General features: G+C 44.7%; 26 protein-coding genes. 16 read left to right on the top strand and 10 right to left on the bottom strand.

Annotated features, from left to right (window positions below; translation table 11 throughout):
- Positions 1-95 precede the first annotated feature (95 nt).
- From AB4558_RS11550 to AB4558_RS11535, 4 genes are all read left to right on the top strand, one after another.
- Entirely contained in the window at positions 96-545 is a 450-nt protein-coding gene (locus tag AB4558_RS11550) for a DNA polymerase III subunit chi (RefSeq protein ID WP_017055302.1), read from the top strand.
- 102 nt (positions 546-647) lie between these two features.
- Positions 648-3,521 (top strand): valine--tRNA ligase, encoded by a 2,874-nt coding sequence (locus AB4558_RS11545; RefSeq protein ID WP_372074980.1) that lies wholly within the window; start codon positions 648-650, stop codon positions 3,519-3,521.
- Positions 3,522-3,749: 228 nt separating this feature from the next.
- Positions 3,750-4,154 carry a DUF2061 domain-containing protein gene (locus AB4558_RS11540; protein WP_017058933.1) on the top strand — a complete coding sequence of 135 codons (405 nt, stop codon included), beginning with the start codon at positions 3,750-3,752 and terminating at the stop codon, positions 4,152-4,154.
- Positions 4,155-4,201: 47 nt separating this feature from the next.
- Positions 4,202-4,696, top strand: coding sequence for a GNAT family N-acetyltransferase (locus AB4558_RS11535; RefSeq protein ID WP_017066666.1), 495 nt, complete (start codon positions 4,202-4,204; stop codon positions 4,694-4,696).
- A 49-nt stretch (positions 4,697-4,745) separates the two neighbouring features.
- On the opposite strand, the gene AB4558_RS11530 is transcribed toward AB4558_RS11535, so the two are convergent.
- Together AB4558_RS11530 and rraB are read right to left on the bottom strand one after the other, a co-directional pair.
- On the bottom strand, positions 4,746-5,540 hold the full coding sequence (locus AB4558_RS11530) for a glycosyl hydrolase 2 galactose-binding domain-containing protein (protein WP_017058931.1): 795 nt from the start codon (positions 5,538-5,540) through the stop codon (positions 4,746-4,748).
- Between the two features lie 125 nt (positions 5,541-5,665).
- Positions 5,666-6,082, bottom strand: coding sequence for a ribonuclease E inhibitor RraB (rraB, locus tag AB4558_RS11525; protein ID WP_017058930.1), 417 nt, complete (start codon positions 6,080-6,082; stop codon positions 5,666-5,668).
- A 576-nt stretch (positions 6,083-6,658) separates the two neighbouring features.
- Here rraB and arcA point away from each other — a divergent pair.
- From arcA to AB4558_RS11500, 5 genes are all read left to right on the top strand, one after another.
- Entirely contained in the window at positions 6,659-7,879 is a 1,221-nt protein-coding gene (gene arcA / locus AB4558_RS11520) for an arginine deiminase (RefSeq protein WP_017063739.1), read from the top strand.
- 157 nt (positions 7,880-8,036) lie between these two features.
- Positions 8,037-9,041: an ornithine carbamoyltransferase gene (locus tag AB4558_RS11515; protein ID WP_017063738.1), complete on the top strand. Its 1,005-nt coding sequence runs from the start codon at positions 8,037-8,039 to the stop codon at positions 9,039-9,041.
- 266 nt (positions 9,042-9,307) lie between these two features.
- Positions 9,308-10,237, top strand: coding sequence for an aspartate carbamoyltransferase (pyrB, locus tag AB4558_RS11510; RefSeq protein WP_012604860.1), 930 nt, complete (start codon positions 9,308-9,310; stop codon positions 10,235-10,237).
- Between the two features lie 12 nt (positions 10,238-10,249).
- Positions 10,250-10,711 carry an aspartate carbamoyltransferase regulatory subunit gene (gene pyrI / locus AB4558_RS11505; protein ID WP_017058927.1) on the top strand — a complete coding sequence of 154 codons (462 nt, stop codon included), beginning with the start codon at positions 10,250-10,252 and terminating at the stop codon, positions 10,709-10,711.
- Between the two features lie 136 nt (positions 10,712-10,847).
- Positions 10,848-11,237, top strand: a complete 390-nt coding sequence (locus AB4558_RS11500) for a RidA family protein (protein WP_004735319.1) — start codon at positions 10,848-10,850, stop codon at positions 11,235-11,237.
- A 124-nt stretch (positions 11,238-11,361) separates the two neighbouring features.
- On the opposite strand, the gene AB4558_RS11495 is transcribed toward AB4558_RS11500, so the two are convergent.
- The 8 genes from AB4558_RS11495 to mlaF all read right to left on the bottom strand — a co-directional run bounded on the left by AB4558_RS11495 (position 11,362) and on the right by mlaF (position 16,841).
- Positions 11,362-12,087, bottom strand: coding sequence for a 1-acylglycerol-3-phosphate O-acyltransferase (locus tag AB4558_RS11495; RefSeq protein WP_017058926.1), 726 nt, complete (start codon positions 12,085-12,087; stop codon positions 11,362-11,364).
- A 152-nt stretch (positions 12,088-12,239) separates the two neighbouring features.
- On the bottom strand, positions 12,240-13,505 hold the full coding sequence (gene murA, locus AB4558_RS11490; RefSeq protein ID WP_372158813.1) for a UDP-N-acetylglucosamine 1-carboxyvinyltransferase: 1,266 nt from the start codon (positions 13,503-13,505) through the stop codon (positions 12,240-12,242).
- Between the two features lie 8 nt (positions 13,506-13,513).
- The gene (gene ibaG / locus AB4558_RS11485; RefSeq protein WP_017058924.1) at positions 13,514-13,768 is read right to left on the bottom strand and encodes a BolA family iron metabolism protein IbaG; all 255 of its coding nucleotides are present in this window, start codon (positions 13,766-13,768) and stop codon (positions 13,514-13,516) included.
- A gap of 13 nt (positions 13,769-13,781) precedes the next feature.
- A complete protein-coding gene (locus AB4558_RS11480) occupies positions 13,782-14,090 on the bottom strand; it encodes a lipid asymmetry maintenance protein MlaB (protein WP_017058923.1) in 309 nt (102 codons plus the stop codon).
- On the bottom strand, positions 14,090-14,719 hold the full coding sequence (locus tag AB4558_RS11475) for a phospholipid-binding protein MlaC (RefSeq protein ID WP_120459707.1): 630 nt from the start codon (positions 14,717-14,719) through the stop codon (positions 14,090-14,092). Before AB4558_RS11475 ends, AB4558_RS11480 begins: the two co-directional genes overlap by 1 nt.
- 52 nt (positions 14,720-14,771) lie before the next feature.
- Positions 14,772-15,263 (bottom strand): outer membrane lipid asymmetry maintenance protein MlaD, encoded by a 492-nt coding sequence (mlaD, locus tag AB4558_RS11470; RefSeq protein ID WP_017058921.1) that lies wholly within the window; start codon positions 15,261-15,263, stop codon positions 14,772-14,774.
- 2 nt (positions 15,264-15,265) lie between these two features.
- Positions 15,266-16,045, bottom strand: a complete 780-nt coding sequence (mlaE, locus tag AB4558_RS11465; protein WP_017058920.1) for a lipid asymmetry maintenance ABC transporter permease subunit MlaE — start codon at positions 16,043-16,045, stop codon at positions 15,266-15,268.
- A gap of 1 nt (position 16,046) precedes the next feature.
- Entirely contained in the window at positions 16,047-16,841 is a 795-nt protein-coding gene (mlaF, locus tag AB4558_RS11460; RefSeq protein WP_171733232.1) for a phospholipid ABC transporter ATP-binding protein MlaF, read from the bottom strand.
- Between the two features lie 264 nt (positions 16,842-17,105).
- Here mlaF and AB4558_RS11455 point away from each other — a divergent pair, with 264 nt between their 5' ends.
- From AB4558_RS11455 to AB4558_RS11425, 7 genes are read left to right on the top strand one after another with little or no spacing between them, the layout of a single operon-like run.
- On the top strand, positions 17,106-18,071 hold the full coding sequence (locus AB4558_RS11455) for a calcium/sodium antiporter (RefSeq protein ID WP_017063737.1): 966 nt from the start codon (positions 17,106-17,108) through the stop codon (positions 18,069-18,071).
- 34 nt (positions 18,072-18,105) lie between these two features.
- Positions 18,106-19,077: an arabinose-5-phosphate isomerase KdsD gene (gene kdsD / locus AB4558_RS11450; protein WP_017058917.1), complete on the top strand. Its 972-nt coding sequence runs from the start codon at positions 18,106-18,108 to the stop codon at positions 19,075-19,077.
- On the top strand, positions 19,077-19,634 hold the full coding sequence (kdsC, locus tag AB4558_RS11445; protein WP_017058916.1) for a 3-deoxy-manno-octulosonate-8-phosphatase KdsC: 558 nt from the start codon (positions 19,077-19,079) through the stop codon (positions 19,632-19,634). Before kdsD ends, kdsC begins: the two co-directional genes overlap by 1 nt.
- Positions 19,631-20,194, top strand: coding sequence for an LPS export ABC transporter periplasmic protein LptC (lptC, locus tag AB4558_RS11440; protein ID WP_004735306.1), 564 nt, complete (start codon positions 19,631-19,633; stop codon positions 20,192-20,194). Before kdsC ends, lptC begins: the two co-directional genes overlap by 4 nt.
- Positions 20,175-20,669, top strand: coding sequence for a lipopolysaccharide transport periplasmic protein LptA (gene lptA, locus AB4558_RS11435; protein ID WP_017058914.1), 495 nt, complete (start codon positions 20,175-20,177; stop codon positions 20,667-20,669). Before lptC ends, lptA begins: the two co-directional genes overlap by 20 nt.
- 2 nt (positions 20,670-20,671) lie before the next feature.
- Positions 20,672-21,397 carry an LPS export ABC transporter ATP-binding protein gene (gene lptB, locus AB4558_RS11430; RefSeq protein WP_004735304.1) on the top strand — a complete coding sequence of 242 codons (726 nt, stop codon included), beginning with the start codon at positions 20,672-20,674 and terminating at the stop codon, positions 21,395-21,397.
- Between the two features lie 54 nt (positions 21,398-21,451).
- A complete protein-coding gene (locus AB4558_RS11425) occupies positions 21,452-22,912 on the top strand; it encodes an RNA polymerase factor sigma-54 (protein WP_017058913.1) in 1,461 nt (486 codons plus the stop codon).
- The last annotated feature ends 19 nt before the right edge of the window (positions 22,913-22,931 follow it).

The raw sequence follows: 22,931 nt of genomic DNA, 5'->3' as shown, positions 1-22,931 counted from the left end.
AAGGGCCTACGGGCCCTTTTTTAATAAGCGCTATTTGTTAGAGTCGATTGACCCAGTAAGATGAATAGCCACGATTTCCAGTTCGAGTATTAAGCATGCAGACAGCTACGTTTTACATAGTGTCATCAGACAGCCCGCAAGCCAGTGAAGAAGGTTTTGCTCACTATGTGCTGTTTCTTGCTCAGCACTTTGCGAAACAAGGCGCTAAACTTTACCTCAACTGTAATGACAAAGAACATGCCGAGCGTATCGCAGAGATTTTCTGGCAAGTTGAACCCAGCGAATTTATTGCGCACAACTTAGTTGGCGAAGGGCCGAAATATTCAACCAACATTGAAATCGGCTACCAAGGTGTAAAACACAATTGGAATCGTCAGCTGGTAATTAATCTGGCCGATAATCATACAACCTTTGCGAACGCCTTTGCTCAGGTGATAGACTTCGTCCCTTGCGAAGAAAAAGCTAAGCAACTCGCTCGAGAAAGGTATAAAATTTACCGTCAAGCTGGATATCAGCTACAAACTATCGAGATTCAACATCCATAGTCAAACCTCATAGTTAAAGCTATCTTTGGATTTAGATTCAAGAAGCTTCACTTATGAAGTTTGACCACGATTAACCATTCACAGTATCCGTTTAAGAGCACTATGGAAAAGACATACAACCCAACATCAATCGAACAAGCTCTGTATAAGACTTGGGAAGAGAAAGGCTACTTTAAGCCACACGGTGACACATCAAAAGAAGCTTACAGCATCATGATCCCGCCACCGAACGTCACTGGCAGCCTACACATGGGTCACGCGTTCCAAGATACGATCATGGATACGCTTATCCGAGCTCAACGTATGAAAGGCAAAAATACCCTTTGGCAAGTGGGTACTGACCACGCTGGTATCGCAACTCAGATGGTTGTAGAGCGTAAGATTGCTGCTGAAGAAGGCAAAACAAAACACGACTACGGCCGTGAAGCTTTCATCGACAAGATCTGGGAATGGAAAGGCGAGTCAGGTGGTACTATCACTCAACAGCTTCGTCGCCTTGGTGCATCTGTAGATTGGGATCGTGAACGATTCACTATGGATGACGGCCTATCGGCTGCGACTCAAGAAGTGTTTGTTCGTCTATACGAAGAAGACCTAATCTACCGTGGTAAACGTCTAGTAAACTGGGATCCTAAACTGCACACGGCAATCTCGGATCTTGAAGTTGAAAACAAAGACAAAAAAGGTTTCATGTGGCACTTCCGCTACCCGCTAGCGAACGGTGTTAAAACGGCAGATGGTAAAGACTACATCGTTGTTGCGACGACTCGTCCTGAAACCATGCTTGGCGATACTGGTGTTGCTGTTAACCCAGAAGATCCTCGTTACAAAGATCTTATCGGCAAAGAAATCCTACTTCCTGTTGTAAACCGTCTTATCCCTATCGTAGGCGATGAGCACGCAGACATGGAAAAAGGCACGGGTTGTGTGAAGATCACTCCAGCTCATGACTTTAACGATTACGAAGTGGGTAAGCGCAACAACCTACCGATGATCAACATCCTAACGTTCAATGCTGATATCCGTGATGCTGCTGAAGTCTTCACGACTAACGGCGAAGAAAGCGATGTTTACTCAACAGGTATCCCTGCTAAGTACCAAGGTATGGAGCGTTTTGCTGCACGTAAAGCTATCGTTGCTGAATTCGATGAGCTTGGTCTTCTTGAAGAGATCAAAGATCACGACCTGACTGTCCCTTACGGCGACCGTGGTGGCGTGGTTATCGAACCAATGCTGACTGACCAATGGTACGTGCGCACAGCACCTCTTGCAGAACCTGCAGTTAAAGCGGTTGAAGATGGTCAAATCCAATTCGTACCTAAGCAGTACGAAAACATGTACTTCGCGTGGATGCGTGACGTGCAAGACTGGTGTATCTCTCGTCAACTTTGGTGGGGCCACCGTATCCCAGCATGGTACGACAACGATGGTAAAGTTTACGTAGGTCGCACTGAAGAAGAAGTTCGTGAAAAGAACAACCTAGCGCCTGTTGTTGTGCTTAAGCAAGACGACGACGTACTGGATACTTGGTTCTCTTCTGCACTTTGGACGTTCGGCACACAAGGCTGGCCTGAAGATACTGAAGCACTGAAAACATTCCACCCATCTGAAGTACTAGTATCTGGTTTTGATATTATCTTCTTCTGGGTTGCTCGTATGATCATGATGACCATGCACTTCGTGAAAGACGAAGATGGCAAGGCTCAAGTACCTTTCAAAACTGTTTACATGACAGGTCTTATCCGTGATGAAAACGGCGATAAGATGTCTAAGTCGAAAGGTAACGTACTTGACCCAATCGACATGATTGACGGCATCGGCCTTGAAGAGCTAGTAGAGAAGCGTTGTGGCAACATGATGCAACCTAAACTGGCTGCTAAGATCGAAAAGAACACACGTAAAACATTCGAAAACGGTATCGAACCCTACGGTACTGACGCACTGCGTTTCACTCTTGCTGCTATGGCTTCAACTGGCCGTGACATCAACTGGGACATGAAGCGTCTTGAAGGTTACCGTAACTTCTGTAACAAGCTATGGAACGCAAGCCGTTACGTACTGATGAACACAGAAGAGCACGACTGTGGCATGTCACTGTCTGTAGAAGACCGTGCAAACATGGAATTCTCTCTAGCCGATAAGTGGATTGAGTCTCAGTTTGAAGTTGCAGCGAAAGAGTTTAATGCTCACCTAGACAACTACCGTCTAGACATGGCAGCAAACACGCTTTACGAATTCATCTGGAACCAATTCTGTGACTGGTACTTAGAGCTAACTAAACCTGTTCTTTGGAAAGGTACTGAAGCTCAACAACAAGCGACTCGTTACACGCTTATCACGGTTCTTGAGAAGACTCTGCGTCTTGCTCACCCTGTTCTTCCTTACATCACTGAATCTATCTGGCAGAGCGTTAAGCCGCTAGTAGACGGCGTTGAAGGCGAGACAATCATGACTCAAGCGCTTCCTCAGTTTAATGAAGCTAACTTCAATGCTGAGATCGTTGACGACATCGAATGGGTTAAGACTTTCATCACTGCTATCCGTAACCTACGTGCGGAATACGACATTGCACCAAGCCAAGGCTTAGAAGTAATGATCAAGGTTGCTGATGAGAAAGATGCCGCTCGTATCGAAGCGAACAAGATCGTTCTTACTTCTCTAGCTAAGCTAGACGATATTAAAATTCTAGCTGATGGTGAAGAGACTCCTGCTTGTGCAACTAAACTGGTTGGCAAATCTGAGTTGATGATCCCAATGGCGGGTCTTATCGACAAAGATGCAGAGCTTGCTCGTCTAGATAAAGAAGTCGCTAAGACTCACGGCGAGATTAAACGTATCGAAGGTAAGCTAGGTAACGAAGGTTTCGTTGCTAAAGCACCAGAAGCAGTTATCGCGAAAGAGCGTGAAAAGCTTGAAGGCTACAAGGAAACTCTTGTTAAGCTTGAAGAGCAAAAAGCGACAATCGCTGCGCTTTAAAACCGAGTGAACGAGAAGGCTTCAAACTTCTCGGTCTAAATAGAAAGGTTGGTCTTGGTGACCAGCCTTTTTTTATGTCCCTGATTCCAATATTCCAATGCTTCTCACTCTAGCCGCACTGATTGATAGGTTTCATCTATCAAATTAATCTCTACTTCCCATTATACTTAATGATAATAATTCTCAATAATAGACCTATCAAAACAACACAACGATTGAGTAATTATCATGAAAAAGACACTAACCTTTGCTGCATTACATTTTACTATCGCATTTAGTGTCGCTTATGTACTAACAGGCGACATCTTAATTGGTAGCTTAATCGCTATGATTGAGCCCTCTGTGAATACTGTTGCCTTCTATTTTCATGAAAAGGCGTGGGCTCAAGTTCCAGCGCTTAAAGCTCGTCAGTGGATGACCAAATTAAAAACAGCAAGCTTTGCTACCATCCACTTTAGTGTTGCCTTTACTGTTGTCTACTTGTTGACTGGAGATGCTTTTATCGGCGGTGTGATGGCTTTGCTAGAGCCAACTTTAAATACCGTTGCTTACTACTTCCACGAGAAAGTCTGGTTACGTAAATCAGGCGACCAAATGGCACAACAACAATTCTGTTTGCACCAACATGCTTAGTCACCATATATTGGGTCACATATTAGTGACCCTTTCATAGGCAGATCATGGAACAAATTGCTGAGTTCACCCTTAGACCCATTACACCGCAAGACAACCCAAGCATCGCACAAATCATTCGCCAAGTTTCGGCTGAGCATGGACTCACAGAAGATAAAGGTTATGGCGTAGCCGACCCAACACTCGATGATATGTACTCTGTCTATAGCCAAGCGAATGCAATGTACTGGGTTATCGAACACAACGGAAAGATCGTCGGAGGCGGTGGCTTTGCCCCTCTAGCAGGTAAACCCAATGTGTGTGAGCTACAAAAGATGTACTTCTTACCGCAAACTCGAGGGCATGGCCTAGCCAAGCGAATTGTCGCTTTGAGCTTAAAGCAAGCCAAGCAACTTGGGTATCAACACATGTATTTAGAAACGACGAAGTGCTTGGGTGCTGCGGTCAAACTCTATGAGAAGCTTGGGTTTGAGCATCTTGAGTCAGCTTGGGGAGAAACAGGCCACGACGCTTGTGAGGTTGTCATGGCCAAGTCGTTATAAGCAGAATGCGCCGCTATAGCGAAAGAAGATAACGCTAAAATATACGGAGTTAACGTAGAAAGTTACTGACGCAAGAAGTTGGGTTCAAGGCAACAAAAGAACTCTCTTCTTGCCCATCAAGTACCACTTCTAATGGGTATAGATACTTGGGGTTAGGATTCTCAATATCAAAAATGATAGGAGCTTCGACCTGGAACACGACGCCAGTATGTTCAGCGCGTACATCAATCGGCATCACGAGAGTCATACCATTAAACTTGATGGATGCCGATACTAACCCCGCCTTTAGCGTTTGATAGATAACATCCACTTTAAACTCACAGCCACCACCGTGGTGCCAGATCTGCTCTGTGACAACTTGCTCTAGCTTGACGTTTCGAACGAACTGCAGGTATGGCGCTTGCCAAATCCCGATGCGTGAATCAGATTTAGCGATAGCCTGTGAAGATACAGAGTCATCCATGTCTTCTTCAAGCAATAGGCTCTCCTCTTCTTCAAGGAAAAGGATCTCGAAACGGTTTCGGCCGGACTGCATATAAGGACGGATATCTTTACGGTATTCAGCTTGGCTACCATCACAATCAAAAACAGCCACACCATTAAGTCGAACTTCAGCAAAATAATCGACTCCAGCCATCACTAACTCAACAAATGGACACGCTAACATAGCGTCATCCACTTCGATGTCGTGCATCAGGTGCCACTCTTGCTCTGCAATTTGACTTTCACTCAAGCTATCAGGGAGCTTTGAGCTTAACGGAGCCGGAAAGGTGATGTCATCTTGTGGGATAGAGAGATCCGTCAGTGGCGAAATTTGCCAAAGACCATCGAGAAGCAACCGCATATCATTCCTTGAGCTAGATCAATTTTGACCGCATTATAATGAATGAATGCATATAAAGACATTTATTTTTCTGAGGGTAAAAAAATGCCAGCTCGAGGCTGGCATTTTTTAAAATTGGGAAAGAATTACTCTTCGCCTTCATCATCTTCGTCTGGGTAGATAGCATCTTCACCTTCGTAGTAAGTGCCCCAGCCGTCGTAGATAATGTCAAACTTCTCTGCAAGGTTTACAAGCTTCTCAACTTGCTCATCAATCGCTTCTGCATTCAGAGTGCATTGCATCGTTGCATCACAACAAAGTAGCTTATTGCCATCTTCGTCTTCTGTCTCTTCAGCTTCAAGCACTTCAAAGCCCATTTTGAATGCTTCAACAACCGCTTTCTCAAGCACATCGAAATCTTCAGCAAATAGGTGATGCTCGATATCGTATAGAGCTTCAGGATCGCTACCATCTTCAATTAATGCTGTAATGATGTCGCGAGTCTCTTCCTTTTGAAATTCAATTAATTCCGCTACTGATAGATATTCATCTTCGTGAGACATGTGTCTGCTCCAGAGTGTTGACTATGAAAAGATCAAATTTGATTGCCACGAAATATGGCACGGATCGTCCAGAAAAGCCACCCAGATCAGGCCTAGAAAGGTAAGTTTATCGCGAGATCGCAGCGCCAATATCAATTCAAAAGTGAAATCAAAATCACAGAAACAAATTTTCAACATTTTATTAACTACGCCGTATTTTAGCATTTCGTTTTTGTGGCCACTTTAGGGCTTATTGAATAAAACTTGCGTGATTAGTCACGTTAGGTGCATACGCTAAACCGCTTTTGGGGTGCATAAATCCTCAGCTTGTTATCAAAAAGTGCATAATAGTGAATAAAAAATCACGATTAATAAGCAAAATTCAATTTTAACAAGCCACGAATTGAGCATAGATCCTCAAAAACGTTGTTCCGTTCGATAGCCAGTTAGTTGGAATTTAATCTGTATAAACTTAAAAATCACAGGTTTTATGACCAATTATCACCCAAATACCTTGTATTAACTCAATCTACAAAACTTGCATATTACGGACAAGCTTGTCATAAATAGACGCTGGATTAATAGTAAGGATGCAAAATGAGTAAGCTGTACGTTGGCTCCGAAGTCGGTCAATTGAGACGAGTTCTCCTAAATAGACCTGAAAGAGCACTCACCCACCTCACCCCTTCAAACTGTCATGAGCTTCTATTTGATGATGTACTTGCCGTTGAAGCCGCTGGTGAAGAACATGATGCCTTTGCAGAAACGCTGCGCAGCCAAGACGTAGAAGTACTACTGCTGCATGACCTGCTAGTAGAAACGCTTGCCGTATCTCAGGCTCGTGAGTGGTTGCTGAATACTCAAATCTCAGATTTCCGTTATGGGCCGACTTTCGCCCGTGACTTAAGAAACTACCTTGCTCAAATGGATAATGAGCATCTAGCAACGATCTTACTCGGTGGCTTGGCCTACTCTGAGCTTCCTATCAAATCATCATCGATGCTGCCTAAAATGCATCGACCACTCGATTTCGTTATCGAGCCACTGCCTAACCACCTATTTACGCGAGATACTTCTTGCTGGGTTTACGGTGGTGTATCGCTTAACCCAATGATGAAGCCTGCACGTCAACGTGAAACGAACCACCTGCGTGCTATCTACCGCTGGCACCCAGTGTTCGCAGGCCAAGATTTCATTAAGTACTTTGGTGACGAAGACCTTCACTACGACAACGCTAACATTGAAGGCGGTGACGTACTGGTTATCGGTAAAGGTGCGGTACTGGTTGGTATTTCAGAGCGTACGAAACCACAAGGTGTCGAAAACCTAGCGGCTAGCCTATTTAGATCAGGCCAAGCGAGCGAAGTGATTGCGATCGATCTACCAAAACACCGCTCTTGTATGCACCTTGATACGGTGATGACACACATGGATATCGACACGTTCTCTGTCTATCCAGAGATCGTTCGTAAAGACCTCGACACTTGGCGCTTAACGCCAAAAGAAAACGGCGAAATGCGTGTCGAGAAAGCTGAAAACTACCTGTCAGCGATTGAAGGCGCACTAGGCCTTGATCAACTGAAGATCATCACTACCGGCGGTGATAACTACGAAGCTGAGCGTGAACAGTGGAATGACGCTAACAACGTACTGACAGTGAAACCAGGTACCGTGATTGGTTATGAACGTAATGTTTACACCAATGAGAAATACGACAAAGCGGGTATCGAAGTTCTAACGATTCCTGGCAACGAGCTAGGCCGTGGTCGTGGCGGCGCGCGCTGTATGAGTTGCCCTATCGAAAGAGATGGTATCTAAGTCAAAGAGCTCAGTTAAACAGACTCAATAATCTTATCTAGGCCAGTATTCATTTACTGGCCTTTTTTATCAAATTAATAAAATAAATATTCACAAATATAGCATTTTTATGTTTAACTAAGTTCTTCATTGATTCTATATACGCAAGGAGCGAGAGATGGCCTTTAATCTTCGCAATCGTAACTTTCTAAAACTTCTCGACTTTACTCCTAAAGAGATTCAGTTTTTACTCGACCTGTCTGCTGACCTAAAAAAAGCTAAGTATGCAGGTACGGAACAGAAGAAACTCAACGGCAAAAACATTGCTTTGATCTTCGAGAAAGCATCAACTCGAACACGATGTGCGTTTGAAGTGGCCGCCTTTGATCAAGGTGCTCAAGTCTCTTACCTTGGCCCCTCTGGTTCTCAGATTGGTCAAAAAGAATCAATGAAAGATACGGCGCGTGTATTAGGGCGTATGTACGATGGCATCGAATATCGTGGTTTTGGCCAAAGTATCGTTGAAGACTTAGGCGCTTATGCGGGCGTGCCGGTTTGGAACGGCTTAACCGATGAGTTCCACCCTACTCAGATTTTGGCTGATTTCCTCACTATGCTTGAGCATGGCCGCGGGAAGCATCTACACCAAATCAGCTTTGCTTATCTAGGCGATGCACGCAATAACATGGGTAACTCTCTGTTAGTCGGAGCCGCGAAGATGGGCATGGATATTCGCCTTGTCGCGCCAAAAGCCTTTTGGCCAGAAGAGCAGCTTGTTGAAGAGTGCCAAACCATTGCGCAAAACACTGGCGCAAAAATCACGTTAACTGAAGACGTTGCTGAAGGCGTGAAAGGTTGTGATTACCTATACACCGATGTTTGGGTTTCGATGGGCGAAGCCCCTGAAGCTTGGGACGAACGTGTGGCGGTAATGAAACCATACCAAGTGAATATGGATGTCATTAAGCTAACTGGTAACCCTCAAGTGAAGTTCATGCACTGCCTACCCGCTTTCCACAACAATGAAACTGTGATTGGTCAGCAAGTCTCTGACAAGTATGGAATGAACGGCTTGGAAGTGACTGACGAAGTGTTTGAATCTGACTACTCGATTGTATTTGATGAAGCTGAAAATCGCATGCACACCATCAAGGCGGTGATGGTCGCGACGCTTGGTCAATAGACAATAATGAAAGTAAACAAAAGCTTGATGTAATCGCTTGCGCTCACAAATTGAAAGCGTATAATTCTCGGCAATTTGTCTGAGAGTAGTGAAAATGACGCCAACCAATATTGTGATAACACATAGTAATATTGTGAAAACACCAAATATTGCTCGTAAGCTAAGATGCTTACCAGGCCGTCTATTCTGCTTTTCAGCACTTTTTTAAAGCCTCCCATTATGGGGGGCTTTTTTATGGCCAATACATTATTGTGGGGAAGAAGATCATGGCGAATTCGCTCTATCAAAAGCACATCATCTCAATTCCAGAGCTTTCTCGTGAAGAGCTAGAATTAATTGTTCAAACGGCAGGTCAGCTAAAGGCTGAGCCAAACCCAGAACTCATCAAGAACAAAGTTGTTGCCAGCTGCTTCTTCGAACCTTCTACGCGAACTCGTCTCTCTTTTGAAACTGCGATTCAACGCATCGGTGGTGATGTGATTGGTTTCGACAGTGGTGGTAACACTTCTTTGGCAAAGAAAGGCGAAACGCTAGCGGACTCGGTACAGGTTATCTCTTCATACGTTGACGCTTACGTGATGCGTCACCCTCAAGAAGGCGCAGCGCGTCTGGCTTCTGAGTTCTCAAACGGTGTTCCTGTTATTAACGCAGGTGACGGCGCAAACCAACACCCAACACAAACGTTATTAGACCTATTCTCTATAGCTGAGACACAAGGCCGCCTCGACAACCTAAACGTTGCATTCGTTGGTGACCTTAAGTACGGCCGTACGGTTCACTCGTTGACTCAAGCACTAGCAAAATTCGACAACATCTGTTTCTACTTCGTGGCTCCAGAAGCACTAGCGATGCCAGACTACATTTGCGAAGAGCTTGATGAAGCGGGCATCAAGTACCAACTATTGACGGACATGGAAGATGTGATTCCTGAACTAGATGTCTTGTACATGACTCGAGTTCAAAAAGAGCGCTTCGATGAGTCAGAATACGCGCACATAAAATCCGCATACATCCTGACCGCTTCGATGCTGGAAAATGCACGCGATAACCTGAAGGTTCTGCACCCTCTTCCTCGCGTTGATGAAATTACTGTCGATGTCGATAAAACACCTTACGCTTACTACTTCCAGCAAGCAGAGAATGGTGTTTACGCCCGTGAAGCATTGCTAGCCCTTGTTCTTAACGAAACGCTGTAGAGGAGAGATATAATGTCTAAAGAGACTCAATTAAAAGTTGAAGCAATCAGAAACGGTACTGTTATCGACCATATCCCAGCCAATATCGGGATCAAGGTTCTAAAACTGTTCGACATGCACAATTCTCATCAGCGCGTGACGATTGGCCTGAATCTACCGTCTTCTGCACTAGGCGGAAAAGACCTGCTCAAGATTGAGAATGTGTTTATCACAGAAGAACAGGCGAGCAAGCTGGCACTTTATGCGCCTCACGCAACAGTGAATCAAATCGAAGATTACGAAGTGGTTAAGAAACTACCACTAGAACTTCCTGAGCAAATCAACGATGTGTTCGAGTGTCCAAACACCAACTGTATTACTCACAATGAACCGGTTGAAAGTAGCTTTAAGATCTTTGAAAAGAAAGAAGATATTCGATTGAAGTGTAAGTATTGCGAAAAAGTCTTCTCTCGCGAGATCGTAACAGAAAGATGACGTCATACGGCAAAGCAGACCGAATGTAAAAACTATCAAATACCTCGCCTGTGCGGGGTATTTTGCGCTTTACCTATCCAAAGTTTGAAGGCACACTGAAAATTGATTTTTATCTAATAACTGATGGAATAAACCAATGACTAAAGTACTTCACACAGAATCTGCTCCAGCTGCAATCGGCCCATACGTACAAGGCGTTGACCTTGGCAACATGGTACTGACTTCTGGTCAAATCCCAGTAAACCCAGCAACTGGTGAAGTATCTGCTGATATCGCAGAGCAAGCTCGCCAATCTCTAGACAACGTTCAAGCGGTTGTTGAAGCTTCAGGCCTGACTGTAAAAGACATCGTAAAACTAACGGTATTCGTTAAAGACCTAAACGACTTCGGCACAGTAAACGAGGTTTACGGCAAATTCTTCGATGAGCACGGCGTTGCAAACTACCCTGCACGTTCATGTGTTGAAGTAGCTCGTCTACCAAAAGATGTAGGTATCGAGATCGAAGCTATTGCGGTTCGCAAATAGCTTTTAATCTCTAGATTAAACACCTTCGGATAAACGACTTAGCGTAATGCTGAGTGTTTATTAGATACAAAAAAGGTTGCCCCGTTGGCAACCTTTTTTATTGTTCATCGTTTCGCTTAGATAATTACTTTTTATTAAGCTCAACCACTTCTTTGTCTAACTCTTCAAGTTTCGCAGCCATCTGCTCACGAGCTAGGTTAGCCAGTTCACGAACATTAGACTTGTCGTAGCCTTCAGTGCTGATTGGTGGCAGCATTTCAACAATCACGTGACCATTGTTCCAACGGTTTAGCTTCACGCCACCGGTTGAGCTACACACGATAGGGATGATAGGCAAGCCAGCACCAATCGCAGCATGGAATGCACCTGTTTTGAATGGCAGCAGACCACGGCCACGAGAACGAGTGCCTTCAGGGAACATCCAAACTGAAACATCGCTCTCTTTTAGACTCGTCACGACCTGATCAATCGTACCTACCGCTTTGCTACGGTTAGCACGGTCAATTAGGATGTTACCCGTCAACCAGTAAAGCTGACCAAATAGAGGCATCCACACTAGGCTTTTCTTACCAACAGTTACCACTTTTGGCGTTACCGCTGATGAAATCGTGAATAGATCCCAGCTGTTTTGGTGGTTCGCCACATAAACATGTTGGCCGCGAGAGTAGGCATCTTCTGGGATGCGAAGCTCTAACTTCATGCCGAAGATCTTCGACATGCGACCGAAATAACGGCCAAAGGTAAATACGTGTTTCGGGTTGCGTGGACTTAATAGGCAGTAACCACAACCAAATACAAACATAAGAATCGCAAATATCGCCACTGCGAAAATACGTAATATTGCTATCATTTTGTTCCTCACCGACCGCCAAGTTGATTCATCTATTCGCGCAAAAATGAGCAATAGATTTACTCGCGGTAAATACAACTATAAAAAAGCCGAAACCAAGGTTCCGACTTTTATGTTTTCATCTTACTGATTCATGAATCCACTAACCTAGGTTAGTTCGACTCACTAAATCGTGTAATGTTTGCGCCTAAGGCTGACAATTTATCTTCAATCTTATCGTAGCCACGATCGATGTGATAAATACGGTCAACGATGGTTTCACCTTGAGCAATACAGCCAGCAATAACAAGGCTCGCAGATGCGCGAAGGTCCGTTGCCATTACTTGAGCGCCGCTCAGTTTTTCCGTTTCACCACAGATAGCCGTGTTACCTTCGATTTCCGCTTTTGCACCCATTCGCTGTAACTCAGGAATGTGCATAAAACGGTTTTCAAAGATAGTCTCAGTGATAACACCACTGCCCTTCGCCATCATGTTAAGCAGAGTAAACTGTGCTTGCATGTCGGTTGGGAAACCAGGGTGAGGTGCCGTTACGATTTTCACCGCTTTCAGTTCACGACCCGTCATATCAAGACTGATCCAGTCTTCGCCCGTTTCAACCTTCGCACCCGCTTCTTCAAGCTTCGCTAAGGCAGCTTCAAGAAGATGAGCGTTGGTGTTGCGACAAACCACTTTACCGCTAGAAACAGCAGCAGCAACCAGGAAAGTACCTGTTTCAATACGGTCAGCAACCACAGAGTGTTGGCCACCACCAAGACGTTCAACGCCTTCGATAGTAATCGTATCTGTACCTGCGCCAGAAATTTTAGCACCCAGTTTGTTTAGGAAGTCAGCCGTATCAACAATCTCAGGCTCACGCGCTGAGTTATCGAGTACTGTTGTTCCTTCCGCTAGCGTTGCTGCACACATGATAGTAATGGTGGCACCCACACTTACTTTATCCATCACGATGTGTGCGCCTTTCAGACGGCCATCAACACTTGCTTTCACATAACCATCTTCCAACTTAATGGTCGCACCTAGTTGCTCTAGGCCGTGGATATGCAGATCAACAGGTCGAGCACCAATTGCACAACCGCCTGGAAGTGACACTTGGCCTTCACCAAAACGAGCGACTAGAGGACCTAAAGCCCAGATAGAAGCACGCATTGTTTTCACTAAATCGTAAGGCGCACAAAATTCATTAATTTCGCTGCCATCAACATGAACACTACCATTACGCGATACTTTTGCGCCTAAACGCTTAAGCAGTTCCATCGTAGTATCGATGTCACGTAGGTGAGGAACGTTACTTACTTCCACTGGCTCTTCAGCAAGAATTGAAGCAAATAAGATAGGTAGCGCTGCATTTTTTGCGCCTGAGATCGTCACTTCACCGCTTAGCGGCTTATCCGATCCAATAACTCGAAACTTTTCCATCATAAACCTTAAAGTGACATCAGTTTCTTATCACGTTCCCACTCTTCCGGCGTGAAAGCCTTAATAGAAAGAGCATGGATGTCATTGCGTTGAATGTATTCCATTAGTGGGCCGTAGATTAGTTGCTGCTTCTTAACTCGATTCATGCCGTCAAAACATGGATCAACCGCAACAACTTCGTAATGACTGCCTTCCCCTTTCACGAAAATTTCCTGAAGGTTCAGTGCTTCTGCTAATAATTCTTGTACTTTTGTGCTGTCCACAAATAGCTCCTGCCTAATTTTTTATGTGTTCTGCCATCATTGGCTGGATATTGCTCAATTGGAACAACGTTCGTAATTGTTCTGGCACGAAACTGAGCATTATATGACAGTTTTGATTTTTTGCATGCTCTAATAAGTGAATTAGCATCACCATTCCTGCTGAATCGACTCGATTTATATGGCTAAGGTCAATTTCAACGCTCGATTCCGTCGTTTGCCACTTTTCCAATATACGCCAGATTGCAGGGACACTGTCTCGGTCTAAATCACCGAACAGTTGATACTCTTTAGAGCTTAGTGCTTGCCATTGAGAATGGCTCATTATTTGTTACTCTCAAAACGAATCGGTTGTGCGGCTAATTTCTCTAGTTCGTCTGCAACTTGTAAGATGCCTTCTTGACGAATCTTAGTATTCCACTCCGATTGCTTGCTCGACAACAAGCTAATACCTTCGGCAACCATATCAAATGCTTTCCACTCGCCAGATTTCTTGTCTTTGCGAAGCTTAAATTCAAGCTTAATGTTTGGTCGCGGCGTATCGATGATGTCGACCTTGATACTGGTAATGCGGCTATCCGCTTTGATTTTTGGTTCTGGACCAAATTCAATCGTCTGATCTGTGTATTGAGTCAGCACTTGGGCATAAGAAGAAACAAGGTATTTACGGAATGAATCGATAAACACGCCCACGTCTTTTCTATCCGCGCCTTTCAAGTTTGGTCCAAGTAACTTAAGAGCTGCATATTGTGCATTCACATAAGGCATCAACTCTTCTTCCACGATGACCTTCAATAACTCTGGATCTTGGTGGATGTTGTCTTGTTCACTCTTCAAACGCTCAAATGCCACTTCGGCAACTTGAGTCATCATCTGGTAAGGCTGAGTACGGTCAATCGATTCTGCAGCAAAGGCTTGGGTAGAAATAAGCAACGCCATTGCCGCCATAAACATTGATTTCAAGTAACCAATAGCTTTTAAATAACTAATAGTTTTCAACATTATCTTATTCCTTAGCTTCGCTGTCATTAGAACCACCAACGCTATACAGCACTTGGCCAATCAAATCTTCTAGTACCAATGCTGACTTAGTGTCTTCAATTGAATCACCATCGACCAACATCTCTTCATCATCAAAAATGAAGCCTGGAACCAGACTAATGTACTGCTCACCAATTAAGCCAGATGTTAAAATTTGAGCACTAGAGGTATCTGGAAATTGTGAGTACTTCCCGTCAATAGACAGTTCAACGACAGGAAGGTAGCTCTCGGTATCAAGCTCAATGCTTTTAACTCGTCCAACAACGACGCCACCCACTTTCACTGGAGAACGAACTTTTAGGCTGCCAATGTTGTCAAAGGTCGCTTTTAGATTGTAAGTATGGTTCGAACCTATGCCTTTTACGTCAGCGACTTGAAAGATCATGATTAAGATTGCGCAAATTCCGGCAATAACAAAGGTGCCGACCCATAATTCTAATTTTCGAGTTTGTTGCATGATTAATTCCCAAACATCAATGCGGTAAGAACAAAATCTAGCCCTAGTACCGCTAGAGAAGAGTGCACTACAGTGCGTGTGGTTGCCTGACTGATACCTTCTGAAGTCGGTACTGCGTCATAACCATTGAAAAGTGCGATCCAAGTTACGGTGATAGCGAAGACCATACATTTGATCATGCTGTTACCAATATCTCGGCCAAGTTCTACTGAAGACTGCATCGCAGACCAGAAACTGCCGTGATCAATGCCTTTCCAATCAACACCAACCAGTTGACCGCCCCAAATACCTACCGCCATAAAAATCATAGCAAGCAATGGCATTGAGATAAGCCCGGCCCAAAGACGTGGTGCAATAATGCGTTTAAGAGGGTCAACGGCCATCATCTCAAGGCTTGAGATCTGCTCTGTTGCCTTCATTAACCCAATCTCTGCCGTGAGTGCTGAACCGGCTCGACCTGCAAATAATAACGCAGTCACCACAGGCCCCAACTCACGCAACAGTGAAAGCGCGACCATTTGACCAAGGTTTCCCTCAGCGCCGTAGTCAATTAACACGACATAGCCCTGCAGGCTGAGCACCATGCCGATAAACAGACCCGAAACTAAAATAATAGCCAATGACTGAACGCCAACGCTATAAAGTTGTTTTACTAATAAGGGGAAGTTTTTTAGTCGCGGGATGCCAAACAAAGCCCCAAATAACATCAGGCTTGCTCGACCAAATGACTCACAGCTCGCAAGTGTACGCTTACCGACACCCGCAATAGTTTTAACAATCATATTAAAACAAATCCTTTTCTAAGCTCTTCGCAGGGAATCTAAATGGTACTGGACCATCGGCTTCGCCTTGCAAAAATTGCTGCACTCTCGGATCGCTATTGTTGTACAACTCATCAGGTGTTCCAGCGGCAATAATCTTGCTATCTGCCATGAGGTAAACCCAATCAGCAATACTCATCACCTCTGGCACATCGTGAGAAACAACAATCGAGGTTAAGCCCAAGGCTTGATTGAGATTTCGTATCAATTCAACCAATACGCCCATGGTGATGGGATCTTGGCCAACAAACGGCTCATCGTACATGATAAGTTCTGGATCCAGTGCGATTGCGCGCGCCAGTGCGGCACGCCTAGCCATTCCGCCAGACAACTCACTCGGCATCAATTGCGCAGCACCACGTAATCCTACCGCTTCAAGCTTAAGTAATACGATGGTACGAATGAATTTTTCATTAAGTTCAGTGTGCTCTCGCAGCGGAAACGCCACATTATCAAAGACATTGAGATCCGTAAAAAGCGCACCCGATTGAAATAGCATGCTCATTTTCTTACGTGCTTGATACAGCTTTCGACGTGATAATGCAGGGACATTGTCGCCATCAAACCAAATTTCGCCTTCATCTGGCGGCAGTTGCCCACCAATCAAACGCAGTAAAGTCGTTTTGCCAATCCCAGACGGCCCCATGATGGCGGTTATCTTGCCTTGAGGCACCTCTAAACTGATGTCATCAAAGATAACGCGCTCACCACGTGAGAAGCTGAGGTTCTTAACTTTCACAAGCTCAGTGTTCAACATATTTTTGTTGTTTCCTTGCTTTAAAAAACGCCAATTATGGCTGCAATAATAATGAGTCTACTTTAGAATTAAAAGCACTGTTCAATTAATTCATATTAAACAGGAATCTATGCAGGGATTTGAAAGCATTAGGAAATTATCTATTGAGCTCTCTTTCTTGCCTGCTAACTGGTAATTAATTTGCCGAGTGACTTCCCTTTTATCTAGCAACAGGTCAAAATTAGCGGTTAATTCTCCGTTTTTATTAATTTTTTAGGAATCATCATGCTTGAAGCGATTGCGTTTCTTATTATCGGTCTAGGTTTTTTGGTGTGGAGTGCAGATAAGCTGGTTTACGGTGCCGCTGCTCTTGCTCGCAACTTCGGTATTTCACCACTAGTTATCGGTATGACGATCTTAGCAATGGGGTCTTCGGCTCCTGAAATGATGGTTTCTGCGACAGCAGCCCTTGATGGCAAAACAGATACAGCTGTAGGCAACGTACTGGGCTCTAACATCGCCAACATCGCGCTGATTTTAGGTATTACAGCCCTTATCAAGCCGTTATCGATTAGCTCAGGCGTGATTCGTCGTGAACTACCATTAATGATCGGTGTCACTCTGCTAGCGGGCGCCCTATTGTGGGATAACCATTTAGGCTTCTATGAAGGCGTGTTGTTGTTTGTTCTTTTTGCCGCGTTTTTGTTTGCTATGTTGCAAATCAGCCGCAGCGAGAAAAAGAACGGCGATGCTTTCCTTGATGAGCAAGAATCAGAGATCCCTGAAGGCGTAAGTAACCCTAAGGCTGCAATGTGGGTCGTGATTGGTCTAATCGTCCTACCTTTAGCTGCTGATATGCTGGTAGATAACGCTGTGATCATCGCGAAGTTCTTCGGCATGAGCGACCTTGTCATTGGTTTAACCATCATTGCTGTTGGTACTAGCCTTCCTGAACTTGCAGCATCACTAGCCGGCGTTATGAAGGGTGAAGATGATATGGCTGTAGGTAATATCATTGGTTCAAACGTATTCAACATCCTTGCTGTTATGGGTATCCCGGGCATCCTAAACCCTTCGATCTTGAGCGAGTTCGCTATGGGTCGTGACTTCTGGGTAATGCTAGGCGTATCGCTACTACTTGTTGTGATGGCACTAGGAAAATCTCGTAGTGTGAATCGTATTGAAGGCGGCGTGTTAATTGTGACGTTCGTGGCCTACCAAAGTTACCTATTAATGAACATGTCGGCTTAATTGTTGATTTAACTTCCCGTACTTGGAGTATTTGATGTCTCAGCCATTTGATTACCGCAGCGTTGCAAAACAAGTTTTGGAAACCGAAGTTGCAGGTCTCACTCAATTAGACCAATATTTTAATGATGATTTTTGTAAAGCTTGCGACCTTATCCTGAACAACAAAGGCAAAGTCGTTGTGATGGGCATGGGTAAATCAGGCCACATTGGCAACAAAATCGCAGCAACATTGGCAAGTACCGGGACATCGGCTTTCTTTGTTCACCCAGGCGAAGCGGCGCATGGCGACTTAGGCATGATCGAACCTGGTGATATTGTAATTGCAATATCCAACTCCGGCGAATCGGGAGAAATCCTCAGCCTATTTCCTGTGTTAAAGCGTCTGAGCATCAAGATCATCAGCATGACAGGCAAGCCAGCATCAAACATGGCAACCCTGTCTGATATCCATTTACAAATTTCAGTACCGGAAGAAGCTTGTCCGCTGGGCTTAGCACCAACAACAAGCACCACGGCGACTTTGGTCATGGGTGATGCATTAGCCGTTGCACTTTTGCAGGCTCGAGGCTTCACCGCTCAAGACTTTGCCCTGTCTCATCCTGGTGGCGCTTTAGGTCGTCAGCTGCTGTTGAAGCTCGACGACATCATGCACACAGGCGATTCACTTCCTGTTGTAGCACCCGACGCACTAGTAAGAGACGCTCTACTAGAGATATCTCAGAAAGGCTTAGGCATGACAGCAATCGTTGGTGAAGATGGCCAAATGGCCGGTATTTTTACCGATGGTGATTTACGCCGTATCTTAGACAAACGCGTTGATATCCATAACACGCAGATCGGTGATGTGATGACGCTAAACCCGACGGTAGCCGAGCCAAACATGCTCGCGGTTGAGGGCTTAAACTTGATGCAAGCGAAGAGCATCAATGGCCTGATGTTATGCCAAGAAGGTAAATTAGTCGGAGCGTTAAACATGCATGACTTACTGAAAGCAGGAGTAATGTAATGACACAGACAGTCGAAACTCTATACGGCACTGTTAATTCAGATGTATTTGCAATTGCAAAAGAGATCAAACTGCTGATTTGCGATGTCGATGGTGTCTTCTCTGATGGTCGCATCTACATGGGCAACAACGGTGAAGAGCTGAAAACCTTCCACACTCGTGACGGTTACGGTATCAAATCACTGATGAACGCAGGCATTGAAATCGCGATCATCACGGGTCGCAAATCTCAAATTGTTGAGAATCGTATGACCGCTCTAGGCATTAAGCTGATTTATCAAGGTCAAGACGATAAAGTTAAGGCATACCAAGATATTTGCGATAAGCTTTCTGTAAACCCTGAAAATACAGGTTACATCGGAGACGATCTGATTGACTGGCCTGTAATGGAAAAAGTTGGCTTGAAGGTCTGTGTGGCAGATGGGCACCCGCTACTTGCAAAGCGTGCAAACTACGTGACAACCATTAACGGTGGTCATGGCGCGGTACGTGAAGTCTGTGACCTTATTTTACAAGCAAGAAATGAACTCGACGTGCATAAAGGTTTAAGCATATGAGTTTTACTCGTATTATCTATTTAATACTCATATTTATTGCCTCTTGGTCGACCTATTACTTGTACGACAAAGAGCAAACATCAACGATACAAGTGGCTCCAAATTTGGAGCTGCCCGCGTTTAGTGGCAAAAGCCTGAACAACATTAGCTACGACGAAAGCGGTATTCGCAGCTATCAGGTTGAATCGACGTATTTAGAACACTACTCAGTAGTTGGCGATACGCACTTTCAAAACCCAGTTCTTTCGGTATTCCGTGAAGGGCACACGATTGAATGGCAAGTCACCGCTGATCGCGCGATTATGGATGAGAATCAAGTTGTCACGTTTTATGACAACGTCGTGGCAAAGAACCTGTTGCCAGAAGCCAGCTTCGATACAATGACCACAGATAAAATGGTTGTTGAGCTGCCTAGCCGAGATTTTTATTCAGAGACTCCGGTCCATATGATCGGTACATTTTTTGAAACTGAGGGACAAGCAATGAAAGGTAACTTCGGTACCAACAATGCAACCCTCTTTAATTCTGTTCAAGGTAGATATGAAACTCTTACACCTTAGTTTATTCGCTTTGACCCTTGCGGCACCTAATGTCTATGCTCTGTCTTCGGATAGTGAGCAACCTGTCTACATTGACTCAGACAGCCAGCAATTGGATATGAAAAGTAACCAAGTGACTTTCCTTGGTGATGTGAACCTTAAACAAGGCAGCATCAATATCAATGCCGATAAGGTTATTGTTACTCGTAACGCCGTAAACGGTGAGATTGAAGAAATTCAAGGCTTCGGTAAGCCAGCAACCTTCTCTCAGCTTACTGACGACGGTAAGACACTCTACGGTGAAGCTGACGACCTGCACTACCAGCTTGTTGCCGACCGACTGATCATGACTAAGAATGCGATGTTATCTCAAGATGGCAGCATCATTCGCGGTTCTAAGATCACTTACCAGATCGGTTCTCAGAAATTAGTCGCTGACAGTGGTGAAAACAAACGAGTGTCAACGGTTTTACAACCAACGGAAGTGAATAAGTAACGATGGCTGTTCTTAAAGCAAAAAACCTAGCGAAAACCTACAGTAAACGTAAGGTTGTTACCGATGTAAGCTTACAGGTAGAGTCAGGCCAGATCGTCGGTCTGCTTGGGCCTAACGGTGCAGGTAAAACCACATCTTTCTATATGATTGTTGGTTTGGTGGCGCGTGATGAAGGTACCATCAGCATTGATGACCGAGACATCAGTATCTTACCAATGCACAGCCGCTCTCGTCTTGGTATCGGTTACCTGCCTCAAGAAGCATCGATTTTCCGTAAGTTGTCCGTAGAGAACAACATCATGGCGGTTTTACAAACCCGTGATGAAATGACCAACGAACAACGCCAAGATAAGCTGGAAGACCTGCTAGAAGAGTTCCACATCCAACATATCCGCACCAGCAATGGTATGGCTCTGTCGGGTGGTGAGCGTCGTCGTGTAGAGATTGCTCGTGCACTAGCAGCAAACCCGCAGTTCATTCTATTGGATGAACCATTCGCCGGTGTTGACCCGATCTCAGTAATCGATATCAAAAAAATCATTGTTCACCTGCGTGATCGCGGCTTGGGCGTTTTGATTACCGACCACAACGTTCGTGAAACATTAGACGTGTGTGAAAAAGCTTACATCGTAAGCCAAGGACACCTGATCGCTGAGGGTACTCCTGAAGATGTTCTCAATAACGAACAAGTTAAACAAGTTTATCTAGGCGAACAATTCCGTCTATGATTATATAGAGAGTATCGAGAGTTCTAAGAATAATAACTAGGTAAGTCACACTGAATGAAACCCTCATTACAACTTAAGCTAGGCCAACAGTTAGCAATGACTCCTCAATTGCAGCAAGCGATTCGTTTGTTGCAATTGTCTACTTTAGATTTGCAGCAAGAGATTCAAGAAGCACTTGAATCTAACCCACTACTCGATGTCGAAGAAGGCAATGAAGATACGCCAACATCGGAAGAAAAACCTAGCAGTGACGAAAAAGAAACTGTTGAAGCCACAGAGCAAGACTTACCTGATAGCTCAGACTTAATCGAAAAATCAGAGATTGGCAACGAACTAGAAATCGACACAACTTGGGAAGACGTCTACAGCGCGAACACCGGTAACACGGGTATTGCGATTGATGACGACATGCCGGTTTATCAAGGCGAAACCACTCAAAGCCTGCACGATTACCTACTTTGGCAACTCGACTTAACGCCATTCACTGACACCGACCGAAGCATCGCTTTTGCATTAATCGATGCCATCGACGACTACGGCTACCTCACTGTAACTTGTGAAGACATCCTTGAAAACTTCGACAATGAAGAGATCGAGCTTGATGAAATTGAAGCGGTACGTAAACGAATTCAGCAGTTTGATCCGCTAGGTGTCGGTTCAGTCAACCTGCAAGATTGCTTGTTACTGCAACTGGCAACCTTTCCCCAAGATACGCCTTGGCTTAACGAAGCTAAGTTAGTACTTACTAGCCATATCGACCAACTCGGCAATCGCGATTACAAACTGGTTATCAAAGAGACCAAGTTGAAAGAAGCAGAACTACGTGAAGTTTTGCAACTGATTCAACAGCTGGACCCTCGTCCTGGCAGTAAGATTACTCCGGATGAAACTGAGTATGTGGTTCCAGATGTATCTGTCTTCAAAGACCTTGGCAAATGGTTAGTGACCATTAACCCTGATAGCGTGCCTAAGTTGAAAGTGAATCAGCAGTACGCTGATCTGGGCAGTAAAGGCAACAGCGCCGACAATCAATACATCCGCTCAAATTTGCAAGAAGCAAAGTGGTTAATTAAAAGCCTAGAGAGCCGAAATGAGACGCTACTCAAAGTTGCGCGATGCATTGTTGAACATCAGCGTGATTTCTTCGAACATGGCGAAGAAGCGATGAAGCCAATGGTTCTTAATGATGTTGCGTTAGCTGTTGATATGCACGAATCCACGATCTCTCGTGTGACGACTCAAAAATTCATGCATACGCCACGTGGCATCTTCGAGCTCAAATATTTTTTCTCAAGCCATGTCAGCACTGACAATGGCGGTGAATGTTCATCTACAGCAATTCGCGCACTCATCAAGAAGCTTGTCGCAGCGGAAAATACCGCGAAGCCTCTAAGTGATAGTAAGATTGCTGCTTTACTGGCTGACCAAGGAATTCAGGTAGCTAGACGTACCATAGCGAAATACCGTGAGTCTCTGGGCATTGCCCCATCGAGTCAGCGTAAGCGCCTGCTATAAGCTCATTTAGTCGCTAGTT

Source organism: Vibrio sp. 10N.222.51.C5, from assembly GCF_041474575.1.
In the GTDB taxonomy this organism is placed as follows: Bacteria; Pseudomonadota; Gammaproteobacteria; order Enterobacterales; family Vibrionaceae; genus Vibrio; species Vibrio crassostreae_C.
The sequence above is the reverse complement of the archived record's forward strand: the minus strand, read 5'-3'. Positions and strand labels throughout refer to the sequence as shown.

What these genes read in the sequence shown, in the direction of transcription:
- pyrI (WP_017058927.1), top strand. Translation starts at nt 10,250, where the DNA reads ATGTCTAAAGAGACTCAATTAAAAGTTGAAGCAATCAGAAACGGTACT.
- AB4558_RS11480 (WP_017058923.1), bottom strand. Translation starts at nt 14,090, where the DNA reads ATGAGCCATTCTCAATGGCAAGCACTAAGCTCTAAAGAGTATCAACTG.
- AB4558_RS11495 (WP_017058926.1), bottom strand. Translation starts at nt 12,087, where the DNA reads ATGATAGCAATATTACGTATTTTCGCAGTGGCGATATTTGCGATTCTT.
- kdsC (WP_017058916.1), top strand. Translation starts at nt 19,077, where the DNA reads ATGACACAGACAGTCGAAACTCTATACGGCACTGTTAATTCAGATGTA.
- pyrB (WP_012604860.1), top strand. Translation starts at nt 9,308, where the DNA reads ATGGCGAATTCGCTCTATCAAAAGCACATCATCTCAATTCCAGAGCTT.
- lptB (WP_004735304.1), top strand. Translation starts at nt 20,672, where the DNA reads ATGGCTGTTCTTAAAGCAAAAAACCTAGCGAAAACCTACAGTAAACGT.
- AB4558_RS11500 (WP_004735319.1), top strand. Translation starts at nt 10,848, where the DNA reads ATGACTAAAGTACTTCACACAGAATCTGCTCCAGCTGCAATCGGCCCA.
- mlaD (WP_017058921.1), bottom strand. Translation starts at nt 15,263, where the DNA reads ATGCAACAAACTCGAAAATTAGAATTATGGGTCGGCACCTTTGTTATT.
- kdsD (WP_017058917.1), top strand. Translation starts at nt 18,106, where the DNA reads ATGTCTCAGCCATTTGATTACCGCAGCGTTGCAAAACAAGTTTTGGAA.
- AB4558_RS11475 (WP_120459707.1), bottom strand. Translation starts at nt 14,719, where the DNA reads ATGTTTATGGCGGCAATGGCGTTGCTTATTTCTACCCAAGCCTTTGCT.
- AB4558_RS11550 (WP_017055302.1), top strand. Translation starts at nt 96, where the DNA reads ATGCAGACAGCTACGTTTTACATAGTGTCATCAGACAGCCCGCAAGCC.
- AB4558_RS11540 (WP_017058933.1), top strand. Translation starts at nt 3,750, where the DNA reads ATGAAAAAGACACTAACCTTTGCTGCATTACATTTTACTATCGCATTT.
- lptC (WP_004735306.1), top strand. Translation starts at nt 19,631, where the DNA reads ATGAGTTTTACTCGTATTATCTATTTAATACTCATATTTATTGCCTCT.
- mlaF (WP_171733232.1), bottom strand. Translation starts at nt 16,841, where the DNA reads ATGTTGAACACTGAGCTTGTGAAAGTTAAGAACCTCAGCTTCTCACGT.
- arcA (WP_017063739.1), top strand. Translation starts at nt 6,659, where the DNA reads ATGAGTAAGCTGTACGTTGGCTCCGAAGTCGGTCAATTGAGACGAGTT.
- AB4558_RS11530 (WP_017058931.1), bottom strand. Translation starts at nt 5,540, where the DNA reads ATGCGGTTGCTTCTCGATGGTCTTTGGCAAATTTCGCCACTGACGGAT.
- murA (WP_372158813.1), bottom strand. Translation starts at nt 13,505, where the DNA reads ATGGAAAAGTTTCGAGTTATTGGATCGGATAAGCCGCTAAGCGGTGAA.
- AB4558_RS11455 (WP_017063737.1), top strand. Translation starts at nt 17,106, where the DNA reads ATGCTTGAAGCGATTGCGTTTCTTATTATCGGTCTAGGTTTTTTGGTG.
- AB4558_RS11545 (WP_372074980.1), top strand. Translation starts at nt 648, where the DNA reads ATGGAAAAGACATACAACCCAACATCAATCGAACAAGCTCTGTATAAG.
- lptA (WP_017058914.1), top strand. Translation starts at nt 20,175, where the DNA reads ATGAAACTCTTACACCTTAGTTTATTCGCTTTGACCCTTGCGGCACCT.
- rraB (WP_017058930.1), bottom strand. Translation starts at nt 6,082, where the DNA reads ATGTCTCACGAAGATGAATATCTATCAGTAGCGGAATTAATTGAATTT.
- AB4558_RS11425 (WP_017058913.1), top strand. Translation starts at nt 21,452, where the DNA reads ATGAAACCCTCATTACAACTTAAGCTAGGCCAACAGTTAGCAATGACT.
- mlaE (WP_017058920.1), bottom strand. Translation starts at nt 16,045, where the DNA reads ATGATTGTTAAAACTATTGCGGGTGTCGGTAAGCGTACACTTGCGAGC.
- AB4558_RS11515 (WP_017063738.1), top strand. Translation starts at nt 8,037, where the DNA reads ATGGCCTTTAATCTTCGCAATCGTAACTTTCTAAAACTTCTCGACTTT.
- AB4558_RS11535 (WP_017066666.1), top strand. Translation starts at nt 4,202, where the DNA reads ATGGAACAAATTGCTGAGTTCACCCTTAGACCCATTACACCGCAAGAC.